Genomic DNA, 20,352 nt, shown 5'->3' on the forward strand with positions numbered 1-20,352 from the left:
GCATCCATCCATGCTGGTTGTCGACGCCAGCGTCATCATCAGCCTGAATGCCTCAGGCTGCGCCGCAACAATTCTTGACTCGCTTCCGCACCGCATCGCTGTTGTCGACATCGTCGTCGACGAAATAAGAGGTGGCTTGCGACGCGGACGCAAGGATACTGCCACGCTTGATGCGTTGCTTGAGGGCAAGCTGCTTGACGTGGTGACGCTTGGCCCTAAAGGGTTACTTCGCTTTGAATCTCTCGTGGTCGGCGCTGCTGGCGAGACATTGGACGACGGCGAGGCAGCAACCCTTGCATATGCAGAAGAAGCCGATGCGCGAGCGCTCATTGACGAGCGGAAAGCAAGGCGAATAGCAGGCGAGCGGCATGCCTACATACCGCTTAGCTGCACCATGGACCTTTTCGGCTGTGAGAATGTGGCGCGCGCCATTGGCCCCACTGGCGTCGCGGATGCCATACACAGCGCATTGGTCGGGGCGCGCATGCGCGTACTCAACGAACACATGGATTGGGTCGTCAGCCAGATAGGAGACCAACGAGCCGCTGGCTGTCCATCCTTATCGGTGTTCATTCGGGAACAGGCGAGAAAGCGTCTGCAGAGACCGTCGGCCGCACCCCAGCCTTCATAACTCGCTAGCCTGCTTTTGGGGTTGCAACGAGAATCTCAATTCCGCATCAACGTCCAATGATGCCATTCGTTGGTACTTCGAGGAGCGCCGTGATCTTGGTCGGCTGCTCGCAGCGCCGGTACGTCAGCGGGCCAGCGGCTTGGCCTAGTTGTAGTCCTACCGCCAGGTAGCAATGGTGGTCCGGGCTTGGCTCAATGTTTCAAACCACTGCTTGTTACGGTCCATAGACATTTGACCACTTTGGGTTCACAGACGATACCCGTCCTGCATGAACCATTGCGACCGGAAGAGACCCGCGTAGAGAGCCGCCTCCCATTCATTGGGACGTGGGAATCTATTCACTCTACGGCCGACGAACGTCTGCAAATCGGCCGGCGTCAAATCTGCAAGAAAATCCTTCACGCTGGCAAGGTGACTACCCGCCTGCACCGCGTACCTGGCTGCAAGTTCCAGTTCACTGAAATGATGGCGCACCCGCTTGCACAATCCTTCACTCCAGTCGGCAGGGGTTTCCACTCGATATGCGACGGTAACGGGATTGGTATCTTGCACATCACATAGCAACCAAGTTTCAGTTTCTATCCGTGCTTCTTCAAAATAGGGGTGTGGCATGGTGGTTTCCACCCCAATTGCTCCCGCCCCCATTTTTTTATTGCAGTCCGTACACGCGGGCACCAGGTTTATCGGCAGAACCGAGAACACGGGATACCGAGCCTTAGCTGCAAAATGGTCTAACGTGGAGACATGACCAAAGCCGCAGAGTGGGCAGATTCCCAGCTCTGTCATTCTGAGTTGGTCATAGTGGCTTCGTCCGCCACCCTTGCCTTTTGACATCTGGCCGTCGTAAAGGTCGACAAAATCTTTCTTGGTCAAGTTGGCCAGAACGATTTGGTCGTCATTTCCCCACGCTGCAGCCGGAAAATGGTGTAGCTCGCTGATCCCGGCTCGCTTCGCATACAGCTCAGACGCTTCTTCAACTGCCAGTGCTGCTTCAGTGAACTTTGCTGACAACACTGCGTTTGACAGACTTCCAACACAGTCTGCATATACGGTCGCTCTATTCATTGTCGGCTTCGGCAGACACCTCATCGGGGCAGCTCCAGCGATTTTCCGCGTAGCAACGACAGCAAAATCGCCTGCGCCTCATCGCCCAGTTGTCCGTCAAAGTTGGCCAAGATGCTGTCAAACGTTCCACCAGCATTTACTGCGGACTCGAGCATTTCATGAAACCCAGACTTAGAAACTTCGAGACCAAAAACTTCTCGAGTCAGTACACCGACGTTCTCCCCAAAAGTTTCGCGATTGGGTCTGTCGCTCCGCGCCTCCAGTCGACTCCTCGTCATTTTCCAAACGCAAGACTTCGGCACTTCTTGGAGCACGACGGGCGAATGCGTGGCAACAATAGCAACACCGTTACGACTAAACAGGAGCTCGGACAGCGCACGTGTGAACGCAGACAAAAGGGGAGGATGGAGGTGGCTCTCCGGCTCGTCCAGAAGCACGAGGGTCTTTTCTTCAACCATTTCCACCAGCTTAGTCATCGTCAAGAGCACTATTGAATGCCCTGAACTCATGCGGCCAGCTTTAGCAGCCGCTTTTTCAACCGCCTCATCTTCATCGATTTCAGCGAGGTTAGCCCATTCCATCTCTTCGAAGTTCGAATCAGATGCAAGTCGCGAGACTGCCTTGTAGAATCGAGCTTTTTTTTCTGGCTGGCTCATACAGAGCTTGAAGCTCTGAACAAACTCCGCGACCAAATCTGCATCGGTCTTTGGCGGTGTCGGTTGGTTTGCGCCGCCGGCTCGGACCGTCTTCATTCCAATATAACAATACGCGGGTCCCTCAGTTCTATCCTGCCTATCCTTCGGAGGAACGAATGGGTCGAACGCGCTAAACGAAACGGAGATGACGCTACTAAAGTAATCCTTGTGGAGCGGGGACTCGATAAAGCTGCGGTCAATGAACACGCAAGATGGCTTTGTCGGTGGGCTATGAGCGACAAGTGCGCTCACCATATTATTTAGAAGGGTCGTTTTTCCAACCCCGTTTCGGCCGATGAGGACGTGAATATTGGTGGGAGGATGGGACGCAGCAGCGACCTCAAACTGAAGGCTTACTGCAGCATGCCTCTCATCGGCGGCTTGCTTGAACGAAAATTTGAAATCGGAAAGCTGCGCCTCCCCTATGAGCACTCGCTTGAACTGTCCATTAATAACAGATTGACTGACGCCACGTGTAAGCGAGTCTTTAAATACCTTTTCCGATTCAACAGCCGCGTGCAGTCCATCGTCTACGACAACGTCTCGCAGTGCTCGAAGTAGCTCCAGACGAATGTCTCCAGGCAATTTTTCTTTCAAACTCTGGTAATACTCGACATCCTGCCCCAGAGAAAACCATCCTTCGGGTAATTGATTGAAGGTCTCCGGCATGGTTTCCCGAGTCCAACCGTGCGGCTGGCTTTTATAGCCAATCTTTAGGGTCCCTATTTCTAACCGTTCTCCCTGCAAGACAACTGTCAAGGTGAAGCTCGTTTTGAATGAATAGTCATCCCAATCCCCGGATGTCAATTGGAATACATTCAATAAATTGCTATTTGCGCGCTCGCGCACACCCAGTTTCTTAAAGGTCAGTTGCATACTGTGGTCTCGGATAGGCCGTCGATTTTATGGTCGTAGGCATTCAATCTCAACGGACTGCTGCCGGTGCAAAACTTATGGACAACATCCTGGCGGCCCAACTTGGATGCACTTTTATCGATGACCGCTTGTGGCCGACTGTGGCGGTCCAGTTAGTCATCGTAGTCTGCCGCGTCGGCGTCGATTGCCCGCTGCAGCGCGGCGGCAGATTCATGTGAGAGAGCAGAGGGGTAATCCCATGGCTTGACATGTGTCTCCTTTGCCCAATCGAGGTGCGTCGCCAGGGTGCCGTCAGAACAGCACACCAAGCCGTCATCGTTGTCCACACGGCGGCCGATGACTTCGGCACTCTTACCCCAAAGTGGGTGGTCATCAGCCAGCTCTCGCTTCAACTGTCGCTGGAGGGCGGGAAGGTCCAGAGGGTGATTTAGCGGCCTCCAAGGCAGCCGCCAGTTCAGGCTTTCAACGGTGGGCATCATGAAATTAGAAAGGAGGCGGGTAGGTCTGCTTCTAGCCGTATGTTGCCGCACCTCGATATGCCGAATTCTGCAGCCATCATCAAAATGGTGGACAACTAGCGGAACGGCGTGAACGTCCGCCGCCGATTCTTGCCGTTGCCTAGATTGAAGCCGATCTCATATTGGAGAATGGTCCGTAGAAGATTGACTTGAGTCATTTCTGTGCAGTCTCCGCGCTACGCTTTGGGGCACGCTTGGGTATCCGTACCTGTTCGGGCGCATTGACGGATGCAGGAAGAGTTTGGTGTGCGAGGAGCACATCCAGTTGCTTGAGGGTCGCTGCGCTGGCTGCCGCCTGGGCGTCCAGCAGGGCGCGCAGTTCCGCTGCGCGCTCCTGGGTGGAGGCCAGCGCCTGGCGAGAGGAGCGCAGTTCCGCATCGGTTTGCCGCAACTTCTCTCCTAGCTGTCGCTTGTCCAGTTCCGACTGTTGGGAGGCTGCTTCGGCCCGCTGCGTTGCAGCTGCCACTGCGGCCTTGGCCAGCTTGGCCTCCTGTCGCTCGCGATCGAGGTCCTGCATCAGCCGGCGTTCATTCGCGGCCGTGCGCTCGTCGATCCGGATCCGCTCCTCGGCGTGGCGTTGTCGTTCTTCTTCGGTGCGGCGCCGCTCTGTATCCCGCTGTTGTTCCACGGCTGACAGCTTGGACTGCAGTGCCTCGATGTCCTGGCCCCGCTCGGCCAGTACGGTCTGGGCTTCCCGCAGCCGGGCCGCCAGATCCGCCATCTGCTCCTGCGCGACCAACAGGGCGCGCTCGGCCGCCGCCTGCCGTTCCGCAAAAACCGCCTCCTGCTGGGCCAGTTCGGCCACCCGGGATTCGAAGATAGCGCGCTCGTCCGTAAGTACCTGCCGCGCTGCTGCCGCCGCTATGTTGACCTCCTTGCGTGCTTGCGACAAGGCCGCCTCCCAGAGTTTGATGCTTGCCTGCTGCACCGCCGCTGGAAGACCGCCCGCCTCCTCCTTGGCCTCGCCGACGCCCAGTCTCGGCCCCAGCGTGGCGAACCAGGTCTCCAACAGCGGGCCCACCGTGTTCGGCGAGCCGCGGCCCATTTTCAGGCGCACCCGTTCGATGGTCGGGCGCAGGCCTTCGGCGAGCAAGGCGTCGGCCGCCGTCCAAACGTCGTCCTGTTGCACACCCCGTGTACTTTTCTGTGACATCACCCTACTCCGTTTTATATTTAGCCACGATAAGAGATTGTTATCGTGACTTATCATTGATTTATGTAATAGATCATACATACTATGTGTGTTAAATAACAATAATTCACTTTGAAGCAGCATGCGCCTACCCAGTCTCCGTAAAACACCGGCTCTACAGCCCACTGAACTGACGGATGTCACCCAGCGCGCCGTCGAGGATCTACTGCGCGAAGGCGAATCGCAGAACACCTTGACCAGCTACCGCGGTGCCTTGCGCTACTGGGCGGCTTGGTACGGCATGCGCTATGGTGGCCAGATTGGCTTACCGCTACCAACGGCATGCGTGCTGCAGTTCATCGTTGACCACGCCGAGCGGACTACGGCTAAAGGCCTGGTATCAGAACTGCCATCCGAAATTGACCAGGCGCTGGTCCGAGCCGGCTACAAAGGCCGTCTCGGCGCCATGACGCACAACACCCTGGTGCACCGCATCGCGGTGCTGTCCAAGGCGCACCAACTGCGCGAGCTAAAGAACCCCTGCCATGACCCCAAGGTGCGCGAGCTGCTGTCGCGGACCCGAAAGGCCTACGCCAAGCGTGGCGCCCTGCCGCAGAAGAAAGATGCCTTGACCCAGGATCCGTTGCAGGCTTTGCTGGTCACCTGCGATGACTCGCCCCGCGGTATCCGCGACCGCGCCCTCCTCCTGTTTGCCTGGGCCAGCGGCGGCCGCCGGCGTTCGGAGGTCGCTGGGGCCGACATGCAGTTCTTGAAGCGCATCCCGGACGGGTTCAGCTATACCCTCGCCTTCTCCAAGACCAACCAGTCGGGCGCCGATCAGCCGGAAAACACCAAGCCGGTCCTCGGCCCGGCGGCGGACGCCTTGGAAGCCTGGCTGCAGACAAGTGGCATCACGTCAGGGGCGATATTTAGGCGGGTGCGCAAGGGCGGTCACGTGGGTGAGGCGCTCTCCCCTGCGGCGGTGCGCGATATTGTGAAAATGCGCTGTGCCCTCGCAGGCGTTGAGGGAGATTTCTCTGCGCACTCGCTTCGCTCGGGGTTTGTGACGGAGGCCGGGCGGCAGAAGGTGCCGCTGGCGGAGACCATGGCGATGACGGGGCATCACAGTGTCGCGACGGTGCTGGGGTATTTTCGGACCGAGGCGACTTTGTCCAGCGCGGCCGCGCGGCTATTGAAATAGCGCCCCGAGGTTGGTCGAGTGCGCACTGGGGCACGTGGCAGTGCGACGATTGTGTAAGCTGCGGACTCCTAATCCGTAGGTCGACAGTTCGAATCTGCCAGGCCCCACCAATTTCAAGCCTTATGGGCACTGCAAAGCTTGCTATTTAAAAGATAACAGCCTTTTTTGTTTTCGATGTACGGTGACAGTCTGGTGACAGAATGCTTGGCGATGCCTGGACTGCATTCATCACTGCCGCTCGTCTAAGGCGGCAACAAATCGGTGGAGTGCGTGGTTGCAGATCTAGGGCCCGCAAACAAGATCGGCGAGATCAGTATTGCTGCCGCCCCGGGCGCTGGGAATTACCGCCAGTCCTCGGTCTGGTGGTGTGGCGGGGGCTTTTGTGCATTACGAGCTTTGGCCAGGCCAGGCGGCACCGGGATTCGAGTTGCAGGCCGCATAAGTGCTTGGCTGGAGTGGCGTCGCAGGGAAGCACGCTCCGGGCGGGCGACCAGGTGGTCAATCTCACTTCGACTTAGACCGTAGTTTTTGCCACTGTTCGTTGAATTCGTCCAGGATCCGTTGATATTCTGCAAAGCCCTCTTCCAGTACCCCATTTTCGTGTCCTTTGAAGTCATCTCCTCGTTCGACGAATTCCAACTTGGCCTGAAGAGAGCGAAACTTCCCGTACGTCACGCTGTTGAGATGCCAGGATTCGCGGGGCGAGAAGAATGCGCCCCAAGTAGAGATGACCGTGACCAAAGCTCCAAGAACTAAGACCAAGTTACTCGCTATCGAGTCGACAAAGTCGATCGACTTTAGTCCTGCAACGATCGTGATGGTCGCAGACAGTACGACAGTCGCCATCTGGCCCCGGAAATGCGTCTTGCGGTACCAGGTTGTGCTTGAATCCAGGCGTGCCAAGCGCTCAGCAATTTGCCGGTGCAGATAGTCACGCTGCGACTCTGGTTCGGACATAGTTGTACCTCCAAAAGGCCCCTGTGGGATATCGACCGCAACGTGTTAACGGGGACAGGGCTTTCGCCTCGGCTACAAAAACTGGAATCGCGCGTCGTTCATTTGTATGGCGCACGCTAAATTCTGCCTGACCTCGGTGCGTTTTGCGTTTTGAATGTCCCCCATTTGTGGGACGCCGACTGCGCATTGACAGGCAGTTGGGCCCGCTCAAGGCTCACAACGGGTGTCTGTATTCTTCGCCAACCGAGAATGCTTGGGCTTGGCCGCCTGTTTGGTAGGAATTTGTTCCACCTTGGTCCAGATCCTTTTCCGCTTGGCTTGGTTGATCGTGCGTACCAACGCTCTGGTGCGATCCAGCGTCTTGCACTAGCCCGGCCGCATGGCTAAGCCAAAGCCTCACTTCCGCATCATTGCAGGTCTCCTCGAGCACCCAAGCGCATGAAAAAGAGTCAGGTTCGCGAAGCGGTGGACTTTGGAGCCAAGATCTATACCTCTCACGCCAGCGGGGGCGGCATGACTTCCGAGTGCACGCGCGACAAGCGGGTGACGGATCCTTCAAGGTCCTTCTTGCCAGAGGTGACAACGATGACATTGCACAACATGAGACATAGGAGATTTCGGTTGCGCATTACATCGACTAGCTTTTCTGGTGGATACCCGCGGAGCGCATGGACCACAAGGTGGGCTCCACCATGAACAAACGAGTGCATGACTTTGACGGTCTGGTAGAGCCTACGGCCCTCACGTGCCATGTCGGGCGCACGGGCCTCAATCGCATCCAACATCGAAGGTATGGGAGGACCCAACGTCGGCTCCTTCAAGCTGCCGATGGGCACGGGTTCGGTGAAGTTTTTCACCCAGTCTTCAGTGGCGCCAATCTGCACCCACGCGGCCCGGACCGTTGTCTCGAAGTGCAGCCGCATTAAGGCCAAAGCCGTTCCGTGGTGACCAGCCCCTACTAGTACGCGCTGGCTGACAGCGTGCTCGAGCGCCGCGCGGCAAAACCCCATGGTGATGGCATGCCGGGAGGACGACATATTCCACCCGGCAACGAGCAGCTGCTCTACGTCCTTGTCGAGCGCAGCGCATCCGTCAAGAAACTGACCGAGCAGTGCGTAACTGGCTTGCTCTTGCTTATCCATAAAGTCTCAAATGGCGCTAGCATGCTGTGCACTTTCGCAGTGCACCCAATGAATGCAACTTGCAGCATTCCGGCACTTCAATTTGAACATGTCCCCGTAGGAGCTCACCTATTGCGATACGCGGCCCATGCCTCTGACGCCGACGAGACCTTCGAATCTCTTGGTTCGAAAGAGACCGGAAAATGCTTCACTGATGCCCTAGTGCGGGGGCTACAAAGGGCCCGGGTAAACGTCCGCTCCACGCGCATATTTGTGCCGGTTGTTCTCTACATTGAGGCCGGGGGCTGGAATCAGAATCGGCAGGCAGCAGCCCGGTCACTTCAACTTTGTGGGGAAGCGTAGTGATTTCTACACCGCTGACCCCGTGGATCACAATTGAGGTAAGAACGATATCAAGGGTCACCTGCCGTCATGGCTTGGTCTCACTGCGCCAGGCGCTCCAATAGGCGTCGAAGGGCTTGCTAACTACGGCCCGAGTTGAGGCTTCGCCTGACCCTATTTGTGGGTGGGGGCTTCATGTTGTTCAATATCAACCATGCGATTGTGCCGTTTGGAGGCCGGGCCTACCTGCAACCGGCCTCCAGAGCGGGCACATCAAGCCGGAAACCAGGCACCTAATTGGGGAGACTATGGCAAGCTCGTTTCGAACAATCTTTAAGGAATGGCTAGAAATCGTGGCTGTTCTGGTTGCCGCAGGTTGGGCATTGTGGACCTTTTACTTCGCGGAAGTCCTCAAGCCGGAACAAACCCGCGGGTACCTGCAACTAGTGTTGGATGTGACCAAGGCGGGTGCCCCTCATGTCATTGAAGGCACAGCATTCCTCCCTATCAAAATCGATGTCCGAGCCACAAACCCGACGAAGCGGAAGTTGGAAGTTTCGTCGGCATACGTTGAGGTCTATGGCGACAGGTTCGTCAAAACTGGTGACGACTGATTTGCTTCAGGTAAGTTGACTTCCGAGCTGGAGAAGGAAAAGGCTTCGAGATCCCGCTACCTGGCGCCACCCCGTGCCGGGACTCGAATTTACCTAGCCACCTTTTTTCAGGGTTGGACTTTCGACGAGAACGAGACACAACAGGCGAGCCGACTGTTTTGGGTTCCCCTCGGGTGCTTTCACCAGCTGGAACTGAACGCTTATGTGCTGTGTCCGGTCCGACACCTGCCGCGATTCGTGTGGGCCATGTCGTCAACGAAGTGGGCGGCATCGACTACCTTGTCGCATCGGCAAAGCCTGCGAGCGCAGCGATGATTCGCGCCACAACCACAGAGGGTCAGGCGTTGATAAAGAAACAAGGACTGGTGGACTCAACCGCATACTTCGCTGTCGAGCCAGCGAGGCAAATCGAAGACTCGAAGTGCGTCCTTGACGTGACGACCGCCAAAGGTTCACTGGGCAAATGACCTCAAGCCCGGGAACTGTAGTTTAGGCCCGGCCCAGACTTGCCCCGTCATGCGACGCCTCTTGCAACTTCCGCGGGCCTCGCCGCCCAGGTCTCCTTAAGACCGCATCCCACAGCATGCGGGGGGCGAACTGGAAGAACGCACAGAAGCAATCGCTCCCGACAAGAAATACGCAGCAACGAGATATGATCTCGCATGCCAGACGGTCCAGTCCCTCCAAACATCTTCGAGTACATGGAGACCGAGGCCGAGAATGCGAAGATCAGCGCCAAGCTTCACGAGGCAGTGTTGATAGAACATACGATCGTTGATCAGGTCATCCGCACCTGCATTAATGGGCTGCACATCGACAACACCCCGGCCAATATGGTCGCGCAGCTTTACCACTTCGTGCATGTCCAATACCTGGCTGCATTGAGCAACCTGCTGCGATTGCACCTAAGCGAAAGCATGGGCAACACGCGCAAAGCGGTGGATGCAACTCTCACCGCCTATGAGCTGATTCTGTTCCCCGAAAAGTTGCCAATGTATTTGGCGCGCGAATGGCATTTCCAAACCATTAAGTCGCGCATCGAAAGAGCTAGAAAAGGCGATCCGACAAAGTATCCGCTTGCTGCCGGTCTTTTGGAACTGCACGACATCGGCAGCCAATACGGAGCGCATGCCGACGTGAGCTCGTTCATACATCGTATGAAGCGCCGCCCACATGAAGATAGTCGCGGCATCATCCAGAACTTCGTCTACTTCCAGGTACCCGAGTCACAGGACCAGGGCGATGCGCATTACGTGAACCTCTTCCACAACTTCTTGTTGATGACTCGGGTGTTTGACCCGTTCACTGAGAAGTATGCGCCGATCAACTTCGAGGTGTGGCGTGCCGACCGTGATCGGAAGCTCAAAGAATACACGGAGGTAGGCATGGAACTGCTCGCGCGCATCCGCAAGCATCACGCCGAGGAAGCTGCCCAAAAGTGAAAAGGCCGTTGAGCGAAGCCCATCAGCTCTACAAAAGCCCGAAGGTTAAAGTCACTTACTTGCCGCGCTTGGGAGGGGAGCAGCTCCTCGCTTCATTGAAACGGCATGCTCAGGTACGGCTTAAAAATTTCGTCGCGCTGAGCATACATCGGCATCAGATAGTCCATATGCGCGGCGAAAAAGACCTGTTGCTTTTCGCCGTCCGTCAGGTCTTGCCGGTTCGTAAGCTCGAGCATCACGACGTAGAGCTGGCTATAGGCTTTGTTCAAGTCTTGTTGCAGCCACTGCTCAACCTCTGGCCCGAATAGCCAACGCGCGTCGTACACCTGTAAAAGGTAGGCGAGCAAATCCAGCTTCTCGCCCGGCCTCCACAGTGCCACTGTAGACATGTGTTCGTCCACGACCTTGTACTTTTCGAACCGCTTTTCCCATATGTCATAACGCAGCTTGTTGCGCGCGGTCTCAGCAGCGGCTCGCGCGGTCGCCGCCTGCTGCTTGGCAATGGCTACCTGTTGCTGCTGGAACCTCCAAGTGATCCAAGCCGCAACGCCAGACGCGATAACTGCTGCACCCGGCCCAGCAAAGTCTTTGAAGAACATGTAGGTGTCCATTGCGTGACTGTATCAGCTACGACTGAAATTTGGCTTTGGGCCCAAAGCCGCCGGTGGGCGCGCTCTCCAAAGCGAGTTGCGATACGCCAGCCAGCGTACCAGCTAGCCACAATCTTTCTCTTTGAGCGTCTCGATTTCACCTCTGCGCAATCAAAGTTTCCCGAGTACATGCTTACCGGGTTTCATGGGATCTTAATACCTGCATTTTGTATAGTAAATTCGTTATGAACGTAAGCTGCAAGCCACTTTCAGTAGGAAGCTGTGTTCATAATATCCCGCATCGCGCAGCTTATCCCGCCGGTTCTGCGGTCTACATTACGTCGGATATCAATAAAAGGCTCGCACTATGGCTGAACCAAAAACCTGGATGGACGTTGTAGTTGCGCTTGCTTGGCCGATCCTCGTTGGTGGTCTCATGTTCACATATCGGGATCTGGTTAGGTCCATCCTGGTGGCCACAGTCGCCCGAGTCCAACGGGGAGACGAGATCAAGATCGGCATTGTTTCGATAGGACAAGCGGTGGGGCAACTTAAGGTACCGCTCACTGGCGAACTACTAACGGACGACCATCTAGCATTGATTCACCGAAGTCGGAGAGTTCCCGAAAGAGATATTGAGTTCGGCTCCCCAATGCATCAGATTCACGTCATTGTGTTCGGTACAACAGAGGCGCTGCTGCAAGTCGAATATGTGGTCTATAGACTAGAGGATGCGTACCCCAACCCCGTTCAAGCTGGCGGCTCTCCTGATACGAATTTCGAGCTAAAAGAGCTTGCCAATGGCCATTCCCTTATTCGTGCAGAGGTGCATGTCCGAGGGCAAGCAGAGCCAGTTCGCCTTTCTCGCTTCATTGATCTCACGGATGATTCTCCGCCCTTGAAAGGCACTTATCAAACGATGGTCAGTCGCGGTGACGCGAAACCCTTCAATCCAAGGGATCGCCAGCAACCCGGTTCGCCGTGATTTCAAACAGTAGTCACCACGGGAGGCGGAATAGACGTCGTTTTGATGAGCCAAGTCACTCAAAGTCCCTGCAAATAGCCAGTTAGCTCTGCTCTGGACAATCGGCCGGATCTTTTGAGGGCGCGGTGACATAGTCCCACACGTCCTGCATTGTCACGCCCAAGCCAGCAATCTGAGTCCGACGCCGACCTCAGGGGAATGCACTTCCTCCTTGCGGAGAACTGACCTCCACCTCTCGTGAATAGGTTTTTACTGCAACTGCCTTGACTTCGTGGACTTCGATCGAAGGAAGGACCAGTTCCAAGGCATCAAGCCGTCTGGCCTTTGAGGTGTTTCCCGGCGCCAATGTCCACGGCTCTTCTCGAACTTTTGCAGCTTCGGGTATAGCTATGATCGCGGGTGCAAGATAACGACCAGGGCCGTCGTCTTCCCATTTGTAAAGCGCCGCATGAGCCGTTTGCCTGCCGTCGGCGCCCTTCACCTGAGATGCCCTGGGAAACAACGCTACGTTGAAACCCACAGTAGCTGTTTCGCCGTTCCTGCCTGGCTCCCAAGGCCAAACCCGCCCCTGCACTGAGTCGTAAATGACTCCATCGATGGGACCTTCCCGATGTGTCGCCAAGTAGTCGGCTAGAACCTGCGTCGCAAGGTAGTCCCGATCCCGGGAGTCCGGCATCACCGGTTGCACCAAAGTGTCTACCAGCTGGCTCAAAAAGTCCCGACGTTGAGCTCGTTCAATGCTTCGAGGATCGAACAAGCTCAGGCTACGGTCCACCTTCAGCTTCCCGAGCTGGCGAAAATCGATTAGCTTCAAGGGCCGGGTCAATTCGAATGCCGCGGTCACCACTTTAGAACCGACCGGGGGGCGAACCTCCGCAACTGCCACATCGACCGTGCTCGCACCGTAGAACGTAGGCTGGCCGTGAGCGTTCATCCTCCCGGCCTTCCCCTTCCCCTGTTCCGGCGTGCCGAGCAGCAGCTCAGGCCGCTCCAATGCCTCGATGAGGGGCTTATCCGCCTGGAAGGCGCGCGCTCTAAACAGCTGCGCAATAGCAGAACCAGGGCCGGCATCGACCACAACGGGCAGGCCTGCAACTGTGTGGTCGGCATGCACCTCGCCAAACACCTGATCCAGCAGTTGGGAGGCTGCTGGGTTCAAATACCGAGCCTCATGCTGCAGGCTATCGTGGATGCGTTCCCAGGCTTGGCTCATGGAGCCACCCATATCCGACCTCGGCCTAAAACGGGGATACACGTCGCCATCCTCCGAATACTTGCTTTCCCCTGTGTCCCTATCGAACCAGCAAGCCCTCAATGCTTCCGCCAGCTGCTCAACGGCTTCATCTGCGACCACCTTAAGCCCCGCAAGCGTTTCCTCGAGGTCAGTCCCACTCGGAGGACGGTCATAGAGCCAAATCGATTCGTCGCCGTTGGTAGTCTCAAAGTGGGCATCCAGGACCTGGTCGCATCTGGATGCAACCTCGTCGAGCCGGACCGAAGGCCCAGGCGAGCCACATAAATCACAACTCTCATCTTCCTCGGGTAGCTCGCGCCGCAAGTGGGAGTCCTGAAGACAGGTGAGGCAGATAAATTCAGCGTCCATAGGGTGGGCAGTGATGAAGTTGGGATCGCACCAAGTGCGACTTGGACGCGTGCATAGCGTCATTTGACACGATCCATCCCCGCACAGGTGCGGGGGTGCGGCGTAAAACTTGGACTGTTTTATACCGTCAATCCAAAGCAATACTGATCCGAAATGGCCGTCATCAAACTTGATGACGCAGTAATTGATCAATTGGTGGGAATCGATAGGATCAACATCGGCCCTTCACAAGCTGTGATGTAGGTCATGACATCACAGGGAGATTCAAATGACGACCTCAGCCAATCCTCAGACCACAGAATTAAGCTTCAACATCCTTGCAACGACAACTTGGGCAGGAGACTCGCTTGGGACCATGGCGATAGTCTTTACGTTCGATGGCGAGCAAATGGGTTTCCCGGTGCAAGTCTCCGGGAACGGCCCAATGGCGACGATCGAGCAGACGTTGAACTACGGTACAGCGATCATCGAAGCAGGCGCGTCCGTGTCGCTGAATATGGACGCCCCGAACGCGCTGGTTCAGTTCTCGGGCTCCGTCGGCAATGGCAGTACCAGCCTACCACTCAACGGTCTGCAAATCGCCGGTTTCAACAATATTACGTAGTCTCGAGCCGAACCGGGGCCAGGTGATGCTCGCGCGGCTCCCGGTATACGATTCATGCGGTCTCATGTTCGTCGCCTTGCTCGCGGCGACAACAGCCGCTCTCACAGCTGCGGCGGAGAATCCGATTCTGATCTGCGCGACCTGCGTTCCCCCTGGATTGCCGGTCGACGTGGGGGCGAGCGTGCGGCGCGACGTCGATCCGGTCGTCTTCCGGATCTTTGTCGATCCCGAGGTAGCGCGGGTTTCCGTCTCGGTGGCTGTGGGGGATGCGACGATAAACGGTGTCATTCTCGACTACCGTACTCGCACCGCTCCGTTCAGCCTTGCCGCCGGGCCGTGCCGGATCGAGGGCACACTGATGTTGCGCCTCAATGAGGCGCCGGGCGTTTCCGCCCTCTATCTCGACGGCGTCGTCCAGTCCCTGGCTGACGGTTCGGCATGTGCGCGGCGGGAGTCGGGGCCGCCCGCTCTCGCCCGTGCGTTTCGTGGCGACCTCGTGCAATGGCGCAGCCCGTCGCGGACGGTGCTGTTGCGCGACCGACATTTCCTCACAGCCAACCTTTCCGTCCAGATCGACGTCTTGCCTGACGAGGCCGTCGGCCAGATGGCCACCCTGACCTTCTTCATCGGCGGCCAACTCCTCCTGAGCGTACCGGTCCGGTTGGCCGGGAGCGTCTCGCTCAACCAGGACGTGCGTATGGGCGAGACGATCATCCGGGCGGGCGCACGCTTCAGCTTGACCCCGCCGTCGCCGGTGACCAATGGTAGTCTGGTTGCGCAGGATTTGAGAATCACGACGGGGACGAGCTCGATCGACGCGAGCGGCGTCCTGTTTAGCTGGCCCGCGCCTTCCCCCGGACCGCCGTCAACGGACGTTCCGGTGGCATCCGGCCTCCCGGTGCTCAGGTAGCTGTATGGCCGACACGACTCGTACCCTCACCCTCTGCCAGGACGCCCCCGGACTCTACGAGCGGTCAGCGGACGCGAACGGCCCCGATTACGGCTGGGTCGGCTATGTCCCGTGGCCACATTCGTTGCCGCTGCCCGCCAATAGGTCGATCGATTTCCATGACGCGTTTTTCAAATATGACGGCAGCTATCTGTTCGCAGCGGCCCGGCCGACAACTGGAATCGGGGGCCTGGTCGACGGGGTCGCGACGATCCTCAAACAGCAGGGCGGTGTCAAGCCGCGCGCGCTGATCTGGATTGCGGACGCGGCGGCGAGTGATCCACTGCCCCCTCCCGGCGACAGCGGGTTTGTGATCCACTTTGCCGCGAACTTCGAAGGAGCCGTCAAGACCAACTCGAATTTCAGCGTTTCGTTCGGGCCGGATGACCGGTTCACCTTCAGCATCGACTGGACCGCATTGGTCTGCTGGGATGCGACGCTCCAGGCGATCACCTTTTTTGCTCAATGGCCGATCATCGGCTATACCGACGCTCGGACGAGTCCGCCATCCAATGCGGGATTGGAGATCGTGCAATCTAGTCTGAGCGGCGGACCTGTCAAAACAGTCGTGCCGATCGTCGGTAGCCGATCCGGGTCGTTTACTCTAACTACGCAGATGACGGCCGCAGTGACGTTTGCTGTCCTGAAACCGAATATTCGCTTTTGGGCGTTTGACGGCAAGAACGACGTCCCTTTTGAATTCCCGCTGGTCGATCCCGACGCGCTCGGGACCGGCACGACGAATTTCGCGACCGCGATCGATCCCATCAATCTGCTCAACCTCAATCTGCCGACGAATGGCCCCGTCACGCTCGACGGCGGCCAGGTTCGCACCGGCATGACGCTGGACGACCTCGCCCCGACCTGGCCCACTTTCTTTCGTAGCGTTGAGGGCAGAACTATCAGCCTGACGCCGCTCGGTGGCGCCGGCGCCCGTCCGTTTTCCGGACCATCCGATTTCGCCGGCGGGTTCGCGTTCATGTCACGGCAGCCCGCAATCGGCCCGGTGATGAACCCCAAGGACTGCTTTCAGCTAGTTCCCTGCGGAGAGTTCGGCATCGTCGTCGATGCCGTGAAGCAGGGGACGCCAGACCAAACCCTACTCGCCGGCCTGTTCGGATCTGAGCGCTTTAACTTCACGAGCTGGGATGTTGAGAATCCCGAGATCGGTAGCAGGCTGCGCTTCCAGGTCGCGCATCCGGCTTACGCTCCGGTCTTCCCTTTCCCTGCGGCGACGTTGACCGATCTCACCGTTGGCAACGTAGCCAAGACGCGACTCACCGACGTCTACCGGACATCGTGGGTGAATATCATCGGTCCGGCCTCATCCTCGCCGCTCTATCTGGCAGAGCCCGACGGTGGCGCCTACTACGGCGGCACGCCGGCAAACGATGCGCCTCTGCTGAAACCGACGCCGCCGGGCACCGCGGTGCCGCAGGGCGCCGGCTTTTTCGTGCCAATCGCGCCCTACGCCAATTTCGCGCCCGATCCGAGCTGGACCAGCCCAGTCACGGCGGTCAGCGAATTCGAAAGCCAGATCCTGTCGGCGACTCGCAAGGAGAAGCTGGGCGGCACCGGCACATCTGTTCGCGCCGCGCGGCGAACGCGACGTCTCGGACGGATGTCGGGGGCGGTCGATTCGCAAGGCGAATGGAGGACTACGCGCCAAGGGCTGCTCGCCGAGGTCAAGGCGGTGCCGGGCGCCACCGACTTCTCTAAAATCGTATTCGCGCAATATCAGCCGCGCGATCCAACCGCGCCGCTAACGCCCTTCTGCATCCTCAGCCCGACCGAGCAGGTCCAGGAGGCGATGCAAACCAGCCAGTTGTTCGTCGCAGCGGTCAATGCGACGCCGCTCGCGCGTTTCTCCCAGAATCTCGACATTGAAGACTGGCAATTCAGCGTCGAGGTCGGCAAGGGCATAGAGCCTACCGATTACTGCAACGTTTTGATCCTTAAATACTGCGACGGCGCGCTCATCGATTGGGTCAAAAATCCCAACAAATGGACTGATGCATACGATTTTTCGCGGATAGCCAATACTGACGCCGCACTCTGCTTCACGGGGCTTTCGACTTGGCTTGCTGCCTATCTCCAGGACGCAATCGACCAGGGCAACGGAACAGGCCCCTTTGCCAGCACCCCTCCAAACCCGCTCTACGCCAATATCGCCGCGATCGCGACGCAGGCTGACTGGAAGGGCTTTCTGGCGCTTAAGGCGTCGCTTGCCACTTCCGCTCTCCCGAAGCAGATCCAGGGGCTGGCTGCGGGTATTAACCCAAATAAGTTCTACGCCCACCATTTCGGCGCGACGCAGAGCCGGGTGAAGCCAAATCCCGACACGGGCGCGGCGCAGACTCTCATCATCGATGGCGTCTCAAGCCTGTTCGGGTTGATCGACTATCAGGATCCGATCTACGTCGCCAATATCGCCTCAGGCGGCAATCCGGACGCGCCGCTGATGATCGACACCAACGATCCGTACGCCTTCCGCGTGCTCCTTCTCCAGGCGCTGTTTGTCAACGCGCGGATGACGGGCTTCAAGAGCCGCATCCAGCTCACCATCAACCAGCTGTTCGGAGCGCCGGTCGCGAGCACGGCGTTCGAGGGCGCCACCCAGAGCGCAAACGGCATCGTTCTTGACGGAAGCGCAGTCATCCAGAACGGCACGACGGTCTACGTTTTCGACCAAGGCAACCCAACCCTTTTTACCTTCGCCACGCCGGCGCTCAACGGCATCACCGTTAGCCGCATCCAGTTCAACACGTTGGGGGTCGCGCCCTACGCCTGGCCGTCCGGCACCAGCGTGCCGACGGTCACCAGCCGCTTCCTATTCTGGGGCGTGTTCGACTTCGCGACAGTGACCGATGCGCAGGGGATTCATCCCTATGACATCTTCTCGTTCGGCTCGCCCACCAGCGGCGCCTCGCAGAGCGTAGGGTTGGCATATTCCAACCTGCAGCTGACGATGCGCAGCCCGCAATCCAATCCGGGTGTGATCGATTTCGCGTTCGACCCGTCAAACCTCGCCTTCGACCTCGGCGGCAGCGCGCCTCGCAATGGCGGCCTGTTCGGCGGCTTCGCGTTGCAACTGCAGAGCTTCATCTACGCGCCGGCCGGCAAGACTCCGCTCGACTACGGATTCCTGACAGTCGAGCCGGAAGGCGCGAAGATCGCGGCGCTAAGTGGCGGCTGGTGCGGCATCGTCCACAAGATCAACATGGGCGGGCCCGGCGCGCTGGTCGCCGCAGCGGGGTTCAGCTCACAGTTGCTCATTGCTTGGTCGCCGGTGGCCGGCGCCGACCCGGCCGCATTTGTCGGCCTGCGCCTGCCCGGCACGGCGCCGGGGGCCAGCGTATTCAGCCTCCAGGGTGTGTTCAAGATCAGCACCGGCGCGATCAGCCTGCAGCAGCCGGCGCCAGGTCAGTTCACGCTCAAGCTCGCCAATATTGGCGCGACCTTCCTCGGCATCAAGAAGATTCCAGACGCCACCATCCAGTTCTTCCTGTTCGGCGATCCAGACGGCAGCGGCAGCCTCGGCTGGTACGCGGCCTACACTGCCACCGGCGATGCAAAATTGGACGTGACCAAGTTCCCCGCCCCGACCGGCGAAGGAGCGTCGGTATGACCCGGATCGTCTATTGGAATATCAGCAAATTCGGGACGAACAAGATTGCCGATCCCAAGCACCCTCTATCGAGCGTGGCACGTCGGAACCTGATCAGAAGTGTTATCACTGCGGCTCAGCCGGACATCCTCGTCGTTGGTGAAGTCTCCGCACGCAGGAGTTACCCTCCAGGTATGTTGACGTCGGGTGCCGGTCTGGACGTGTGCACGACCCTGCTGGCCTGGCTGAGGGGAATTGCGGGAGACTGGCGCCTCGTCCCACCTCTTGTGGTCGGCAGGATAGGAAGCGCAGAGGCGGTAGCCATCTTCTATCGGGGGATGATCGGGGCCGCCGGCACACGGATCTTCACCGGTCCCTACTGGTCCAGCGGAACCATTCCCGCCTACTCGTCTCCGCCGGGGGCAGGCGTGCCCGCGCCAGGCAATGCCTATGTGGGAGCTGCGGCGGCTCTTCTTGTTCCGTCGCGCACTGTCCCGGCCGGGGGGCTGTTCAATCCCGGTGCCGAGGAAAACCGGCTCGCGGCTTGCATCGACTTCCATATGGCGCCCGCGGCGGGGATGGCCGGCTGGACCATCGACTTCATAAACCGGCGACAGCCCTATATGTGCACGTTCTGCGAGACCGACGCCGCCGGCGCGGTTCGCAATCTAACGCTCATCGCCGTCCATCCCCCGCCCGGTGCACCTGATGCAATTCTGGCAACACTTGCCGCGTCACAGGAGATCCAGCGGGCGCTGGGGGCGAATGAGATCCGCATTGTTCTCGGCGACTTCAACATGCCGCTGCTCAACGCGGACGGGACACCCGCCAACCCCTACGGGCTTCCCGCGACATTCGTTCCGGCGCTGCGCATGCAGGGGCCGGTCCCGGCCAATCATCTCGATTCCTACAAGGGGTATGCCACCACTCACATCAAGCAGCCGTGGAGGTGGAATCCCGTCGAAAACAAATGGGATCAGACCGCTAACTTCTTCAGTGCGATTGGCACGACGCGTGAATATCCCGGACTTGGATATTTCGGCGCGGCCGGCTTCCAGAACTTCTATTCGATAGACAACATTCTGGTGGAACAAGCGGCGGCGCCAGCGGCCGGCTATCCGTCGACGGTCGCCAACACGGTCGTCGGCACGCCCTACACCGATCCCTTCGGTCGGGCGGTTGCCAATAATCTGCCATTGGGTGTGATCAATTTTGCCCGGCACTTCATCAATCCGCCGCCAATACTGGCGGCGCCGTTCACTAACTTTCCCTGGGGCGCCGCGCTAGAAGGCACCGCTCCGGGGTTCGCACTTGGCCTGAATTCAAACCTCATCAGTTCCCCAAACTATGCCCATATCTACGACACCAGCGATCATTTCGCGGTCTGCGCTGATGTCTGATCCCGGTTCCGGAGCCCGCC

The 20,352-nt window shown here is 58.3% G+C and carries 17 protein-coding genes; 9 read left to right on the forward strand and 8 right to left on the reverse strand.

Annotation, left to right across the window (positions count from 1 at the left end; genetic code table 11):
* The first annotated feature begins 10 nt into the window (after positions 1-10).
* Positions 11-631: a PIN domain-containing protein gene (locus tag J2X19_RS08825; protein WP_310372508.1), complete on the forward strand. Its 621-nt coding sequence runs from the start codon at positions 11-13 to the stop codon at positions 629-631.
* 246 nt (positions 632-877) lie between these two features.
* On the opposite strand, the gene J2X19_RS08830 is transcribed toward J2X19_RS08825, so the two are convergent.
* The 4 genes from J2X19_RS08830 to J2X19_RS08845 all read right to left on the reverse strand — a co-directional run bounded on the left by J2X19_RS08830 (position 878) and on the right by J2X19_RS08845 (position 4,914).
* Positions 878-1,696 carry a hypothetical protein gene (locus tag J2X19_RS08830; RefSeq protein WP_310372510.1) on the reverse strand — a complete coding sequence of 273 codons (819 nt, stop codon included), beginning with the start codon at positions 1,694-1,696 and terminating at the stop codon, positions 878-880.
* A gap of 20 nt (positions 1,697-1,716) precedes the next feature.
* Positions 1,717-3,267, reverse strand: coding sequence for an AAA family ATPase (locus J2X19_RS08835; protein ID WP_310372512.1), 1,551 nt, complete (start codon positions 3,265-3,267; stop codon positions 1,717-1,719).
* A gap of 152 nt (positions 3,268-3,419) precedes the next feature.
* Entirely contained in the window at positions 3,420-3,743 is a 324-nt protein-coding gene (locus J2X19_RS08840; protein WP_310372514.1) for a hypothetical protein, read from the reverse strand.
* Positions 3,744-3,939: 196 nt separating this feature from the next.
* Positions 3,940-4,914: a DNA-binding protein gene (locus J2X19_RS08845; protein WP_310372516.1), complete on the reverse strand. Its 975-nt coding sequence runs from the start codon at positions 4,912-4,914 to the stop codon at positions 3,940-3,942.
* A 145-nt stretch (positions 4,915-5,059) separates the two neighbouring features.
* On the opposite strand from J2X19_RS08845, the gene J2X19_RS08850 reads away from it, so the two are divergent.
* Positions 5,060-6,118 carry a tyrosine-type recombinase/integrase gene (locus J2X19_RS08850; RefSeq protein ID WP_310372518.1) on the forward strand — a complete coding sequence of 353 codons (1,059 nt, stop codon included), beginning with the start codon at positions 5,060-5,062 and terminating at the stop codon, positions 6,116-6,118.
* 504 nt (positions 6,119-6,622) lie between these two features.
* Here the strand turns inward: J2X19_RS08850 and J2X19_RS08855 are convergent.
* Together J2X19_RS08855 and J2X19_RS08860 are read right to left on the reverse strand one after the other, a co-directional pair.
* A complete protein-coding gene (locus tag J2X19_RS08855) occupies positions 6,623-7,075 on the reverse strand; it encodes a DUF4231 domain-containing protein (protein WP_310372520.1) in 453 nt (150 codons plus the stop codon).
* 494 nt (positions 7,076-7,569) lie between these two features.
* The gene (locus J2X19_RS08860) at positions 7,570-8,217 is read right to left on the reverse strand and encodes a DUF6988 family protein (protein ID WP_310372523.1); all 648 of its coding nucleotides are present in this window, start codon (positions 8,215-8,217) and stop codon (positions 7,570-7,572) included.
* A 629-nt stretch (positions 8,218-8,846) separates the two neighbouring features.
* On the opposite strand from J2X19_RS08860, the gene J2X19_RS08865 reads away from it, so the two are divergent.
* Positions 8,847-9,152 carry a hypothetical protein gene (locus tag J2X19_RS08865; protein ID WP_310372525.1) on the forward strand — a complete coding sequence of 102 codons (306 nt, stop codon included), beginning with the start codon at positions 8,847-8,849 and terminating at the stop codon, positions 9,150-9,152.
* Positions 9,153-9,853: 701 nt separating this feature from the next.
* Entirely contained in the window at positions 9,854-10,594 is a 741-nt protein-coding gene (locus J2X19_RS08870; RefSeq protein WP_310372527.1) for a hypothetical protein, read from the forward strand.
* A 92-nt stretch (positions 10,595-10,686) separates the two neighbouring features.
* Here the strand turns inward: J2X19_RS08870 and J2X19_RS08875 are convergent, their stop codons facing one another.
* Positions 10,687-11,193 carry a hypothetical protein gene (locus tag J2X19_RS08875; RefSeq protein WP_310372529.1) on the reverse strand — a complete coding sequence of 169 codons (507 nt, stop codon included), beginning with the start codon at positions 11,191-11,193 and terminating at the stop codon, positions 10,687-10,689.
* 358 nt (positions 11,194-11,551) lie between these two features.
* Between J2X19_RS08875 and J2X19_RS08880 the strand changes: the two genes are divergently transcribed.
* Positions 11,552-12,169, forward strand: a complete 618-nt coding sequence (locus J2X19_RS08880; protein ID WP_310372531.1) for a pYEATS domain-containing protein — start codon at positions 11,552-11,554, stop codon at positions 12,167-12,169.
* A 190-nt stretch (positions 12,170-12,359) separates the two neighbouring features.
* Here the strand turns inward: J2X19_RS08880 and J2X19_RS08885 are convergent, their stop codons facing one another.
* A complete protein-coding gene (locus tag J2X19_RS08885) occupies positions 12,360-13,382 on the reverse strand; it encodes an RES family NAD+ phosphorylase (RefSeq protein WP_310372533.1) in 1,023 nt (340 codons plus the stop codon).
* Positions 13,383-14,040: 658 nt separating this feature from the next.
* Here J2X19_RS08885 and J2X19_RS08890 point away from each other — a divergent pair.
* The 4 genes from J2X19_RS08890 to J2X19_RS08905 all read left to right on the forward strand — a co-directional run bounded on the left by J2X19_RS08890 (position 14,041) and on the right by J2X19_RS08905 (position 20,332).
* Positions 14,041-14,376, forward strand: coding sequence for a hypothetical protein (locus tag J2X19_RS08890; protein WP_310372535.1), 336 nt, complete (start codon positions 14,041-14,043; stop codon positions 14,374-14,376).
* Between the two features lie 64 nt (positions 14,377-14,440).
* On the forward strand, positions 14,441-15,286 hold the full coding sequence (locus tag J2X19_RS08895) for a hypothetical protein (RefSeq protein WP_310372537.1): 846 nt from the start codon (positions 14,441-14,443) through the stop codon (positions 15,284-15,286).
* A 4-nt stretch (positions 15,287-15,290) separates the two neighbouring features.
* Positions 15,291-18,953 (forward strand): hypothetical protein, encoded by a 3,663-nt coding sequence (locus tag J2X19_RS08900; RefSeq protein WP_310372539.1) that lies wholly within the window; start codon positions 15,291-15,293, stop codon positions 18,951-18,953.
* Positions 18,950-20,332, forward strand: a complete 1,383-nt coding sequence (locus tag J2X19_RS08905) for an endonuclease/exonuclease/phosphatase family protein (RefSeq protein WP_310372541.1) — start codon at positions 18,950-18,952, stop codon at positions 20,330-20,332. Before J2X19_RS08900 ends, J2X19_RS08905 begins: the two co-directional genes overlap by 4 nt.
* The last annotated feature ends 20 nt before the right edge of the window (positions 20,333-20,352 follow it).

This window comes from Rhodoferax ferrireducens, from assembly GCF_031458075.1.
Classification (GTDB): Bacteria; Pseudomonadota; Gammaproteobacteria; order Burkholderiales; family Burkholderiaceae_C; genus Rhodoferax_B; species Rhodoferax_B ferrireducens_A.

Coding starts and splice junctions, on each gene's coding strand:
- J2X19_RS08825 (WP_310372508.1), top strand. CDS start 11: ATGCTGGTTGTCGACGCCAGCGTCATCATCAGCCTGAATGCCTCAGGC.
- J2X19_RS08830 (WP_310372510.1), bottom strand. CDS start 1,696: ATGAATAGAGCGACCGTATATGCAGACTGTGTTGGAAGTCTGTCAAAC.
- J2X19_RS08835 (WP_310372512.1), bottom strand. CDS start 3,267: ATGCAACTGACCTTTAAGAAACTGGGTGTGCGCGAGCGCGCAAATAGC.
- J2X19_RS08840 (WP_310372514.1), bottom strand. CDS start 3,743: ATGCCCACCGTTGAAAGCCTGAACTGGCGGCTGCCTTGGAGGCCGCTA.
- J2X19_RS08850 (WP_310372518.1), top strand. CDS start 5,060: ATGCGCCTACCCAGTCTCCGTAAAACACCGGCTCTACAGCCCACTGAA.
- J2X19_RS08855 (WP_310372520.1), bottom strand. CDS start 7,075: ATGTCCGAACCAGAGTCGCAGCGTGACTATCTGCACCGGCAAATTGCT.
- J2X19_RS08860 (WP_310372523.1), bottom strand. CDS start 8,217: ATGGATAAGCAAGAGCAAGCCAGTTACGCACTGCTCGGTCAGTTTCTT.
- J2X19_RS08865 (WP_310372525.1), top strand. CDS start 8,847: ATGGCAAGCTCGTTTCGAACAATCTTTAAGGAATGGCTAGAAATCGTG.
- J2X19_RS08870 (WP_310372527.1), top strand. CDS start 9,854: ATGGAGACCGAGGCCGAGAATGCGAAGATCAGCGCCAAGCTTCACGAG.
- J2X19_RS08875 (WP_310372529.1), bottom strand. CDS start 11,193: ATGTTCTTCAAAGACTTTGCTGGGCCGGGTGCAGCAGTTATCGCGTCT.
- J2X19_RS08880 (WP_310372531.1), top strand. CDS start 11,552: ATGGCTGAACCAAAAACCTGGATGGACGTTGTAGTTGCGCTTGCTTGG.
- J2X19_RS08885 (WP_310372533.1), bottom strand. CDS start 13,382: ATGAGCCAAGCCTGGGAACGCATCCACGATAGCCTGCAGCATGAGGCT.
- J2X19_RS08890 (WP_310372535.1), top strand. CDS start 14,041: ATGACGACCTCAGCCAATCCTCAGACCACAGAATTAAGCTTCAACATC.
- J2X19_RS08895 (WP_310372537.1), top strand. CDS start 14,441: ATGTTCGTCGCCTTGCTCGCGGCGACAACAGCCGCTCTCACAGCTGCG.
- J2X19_RS08900 (WP_310372539.1), top strand. CDS start 15,291: ATGGCCGACACGACTCGTACCCTCACCCTCTGCCAGGACGCCCCCGGA.
- J2X19_RS08905 (WP_310372541.1), top strand. CDS start 18,950: ATGACCCGGATCGTCTATTGGAATATCAGCAAATTCGGGACGAACAAG.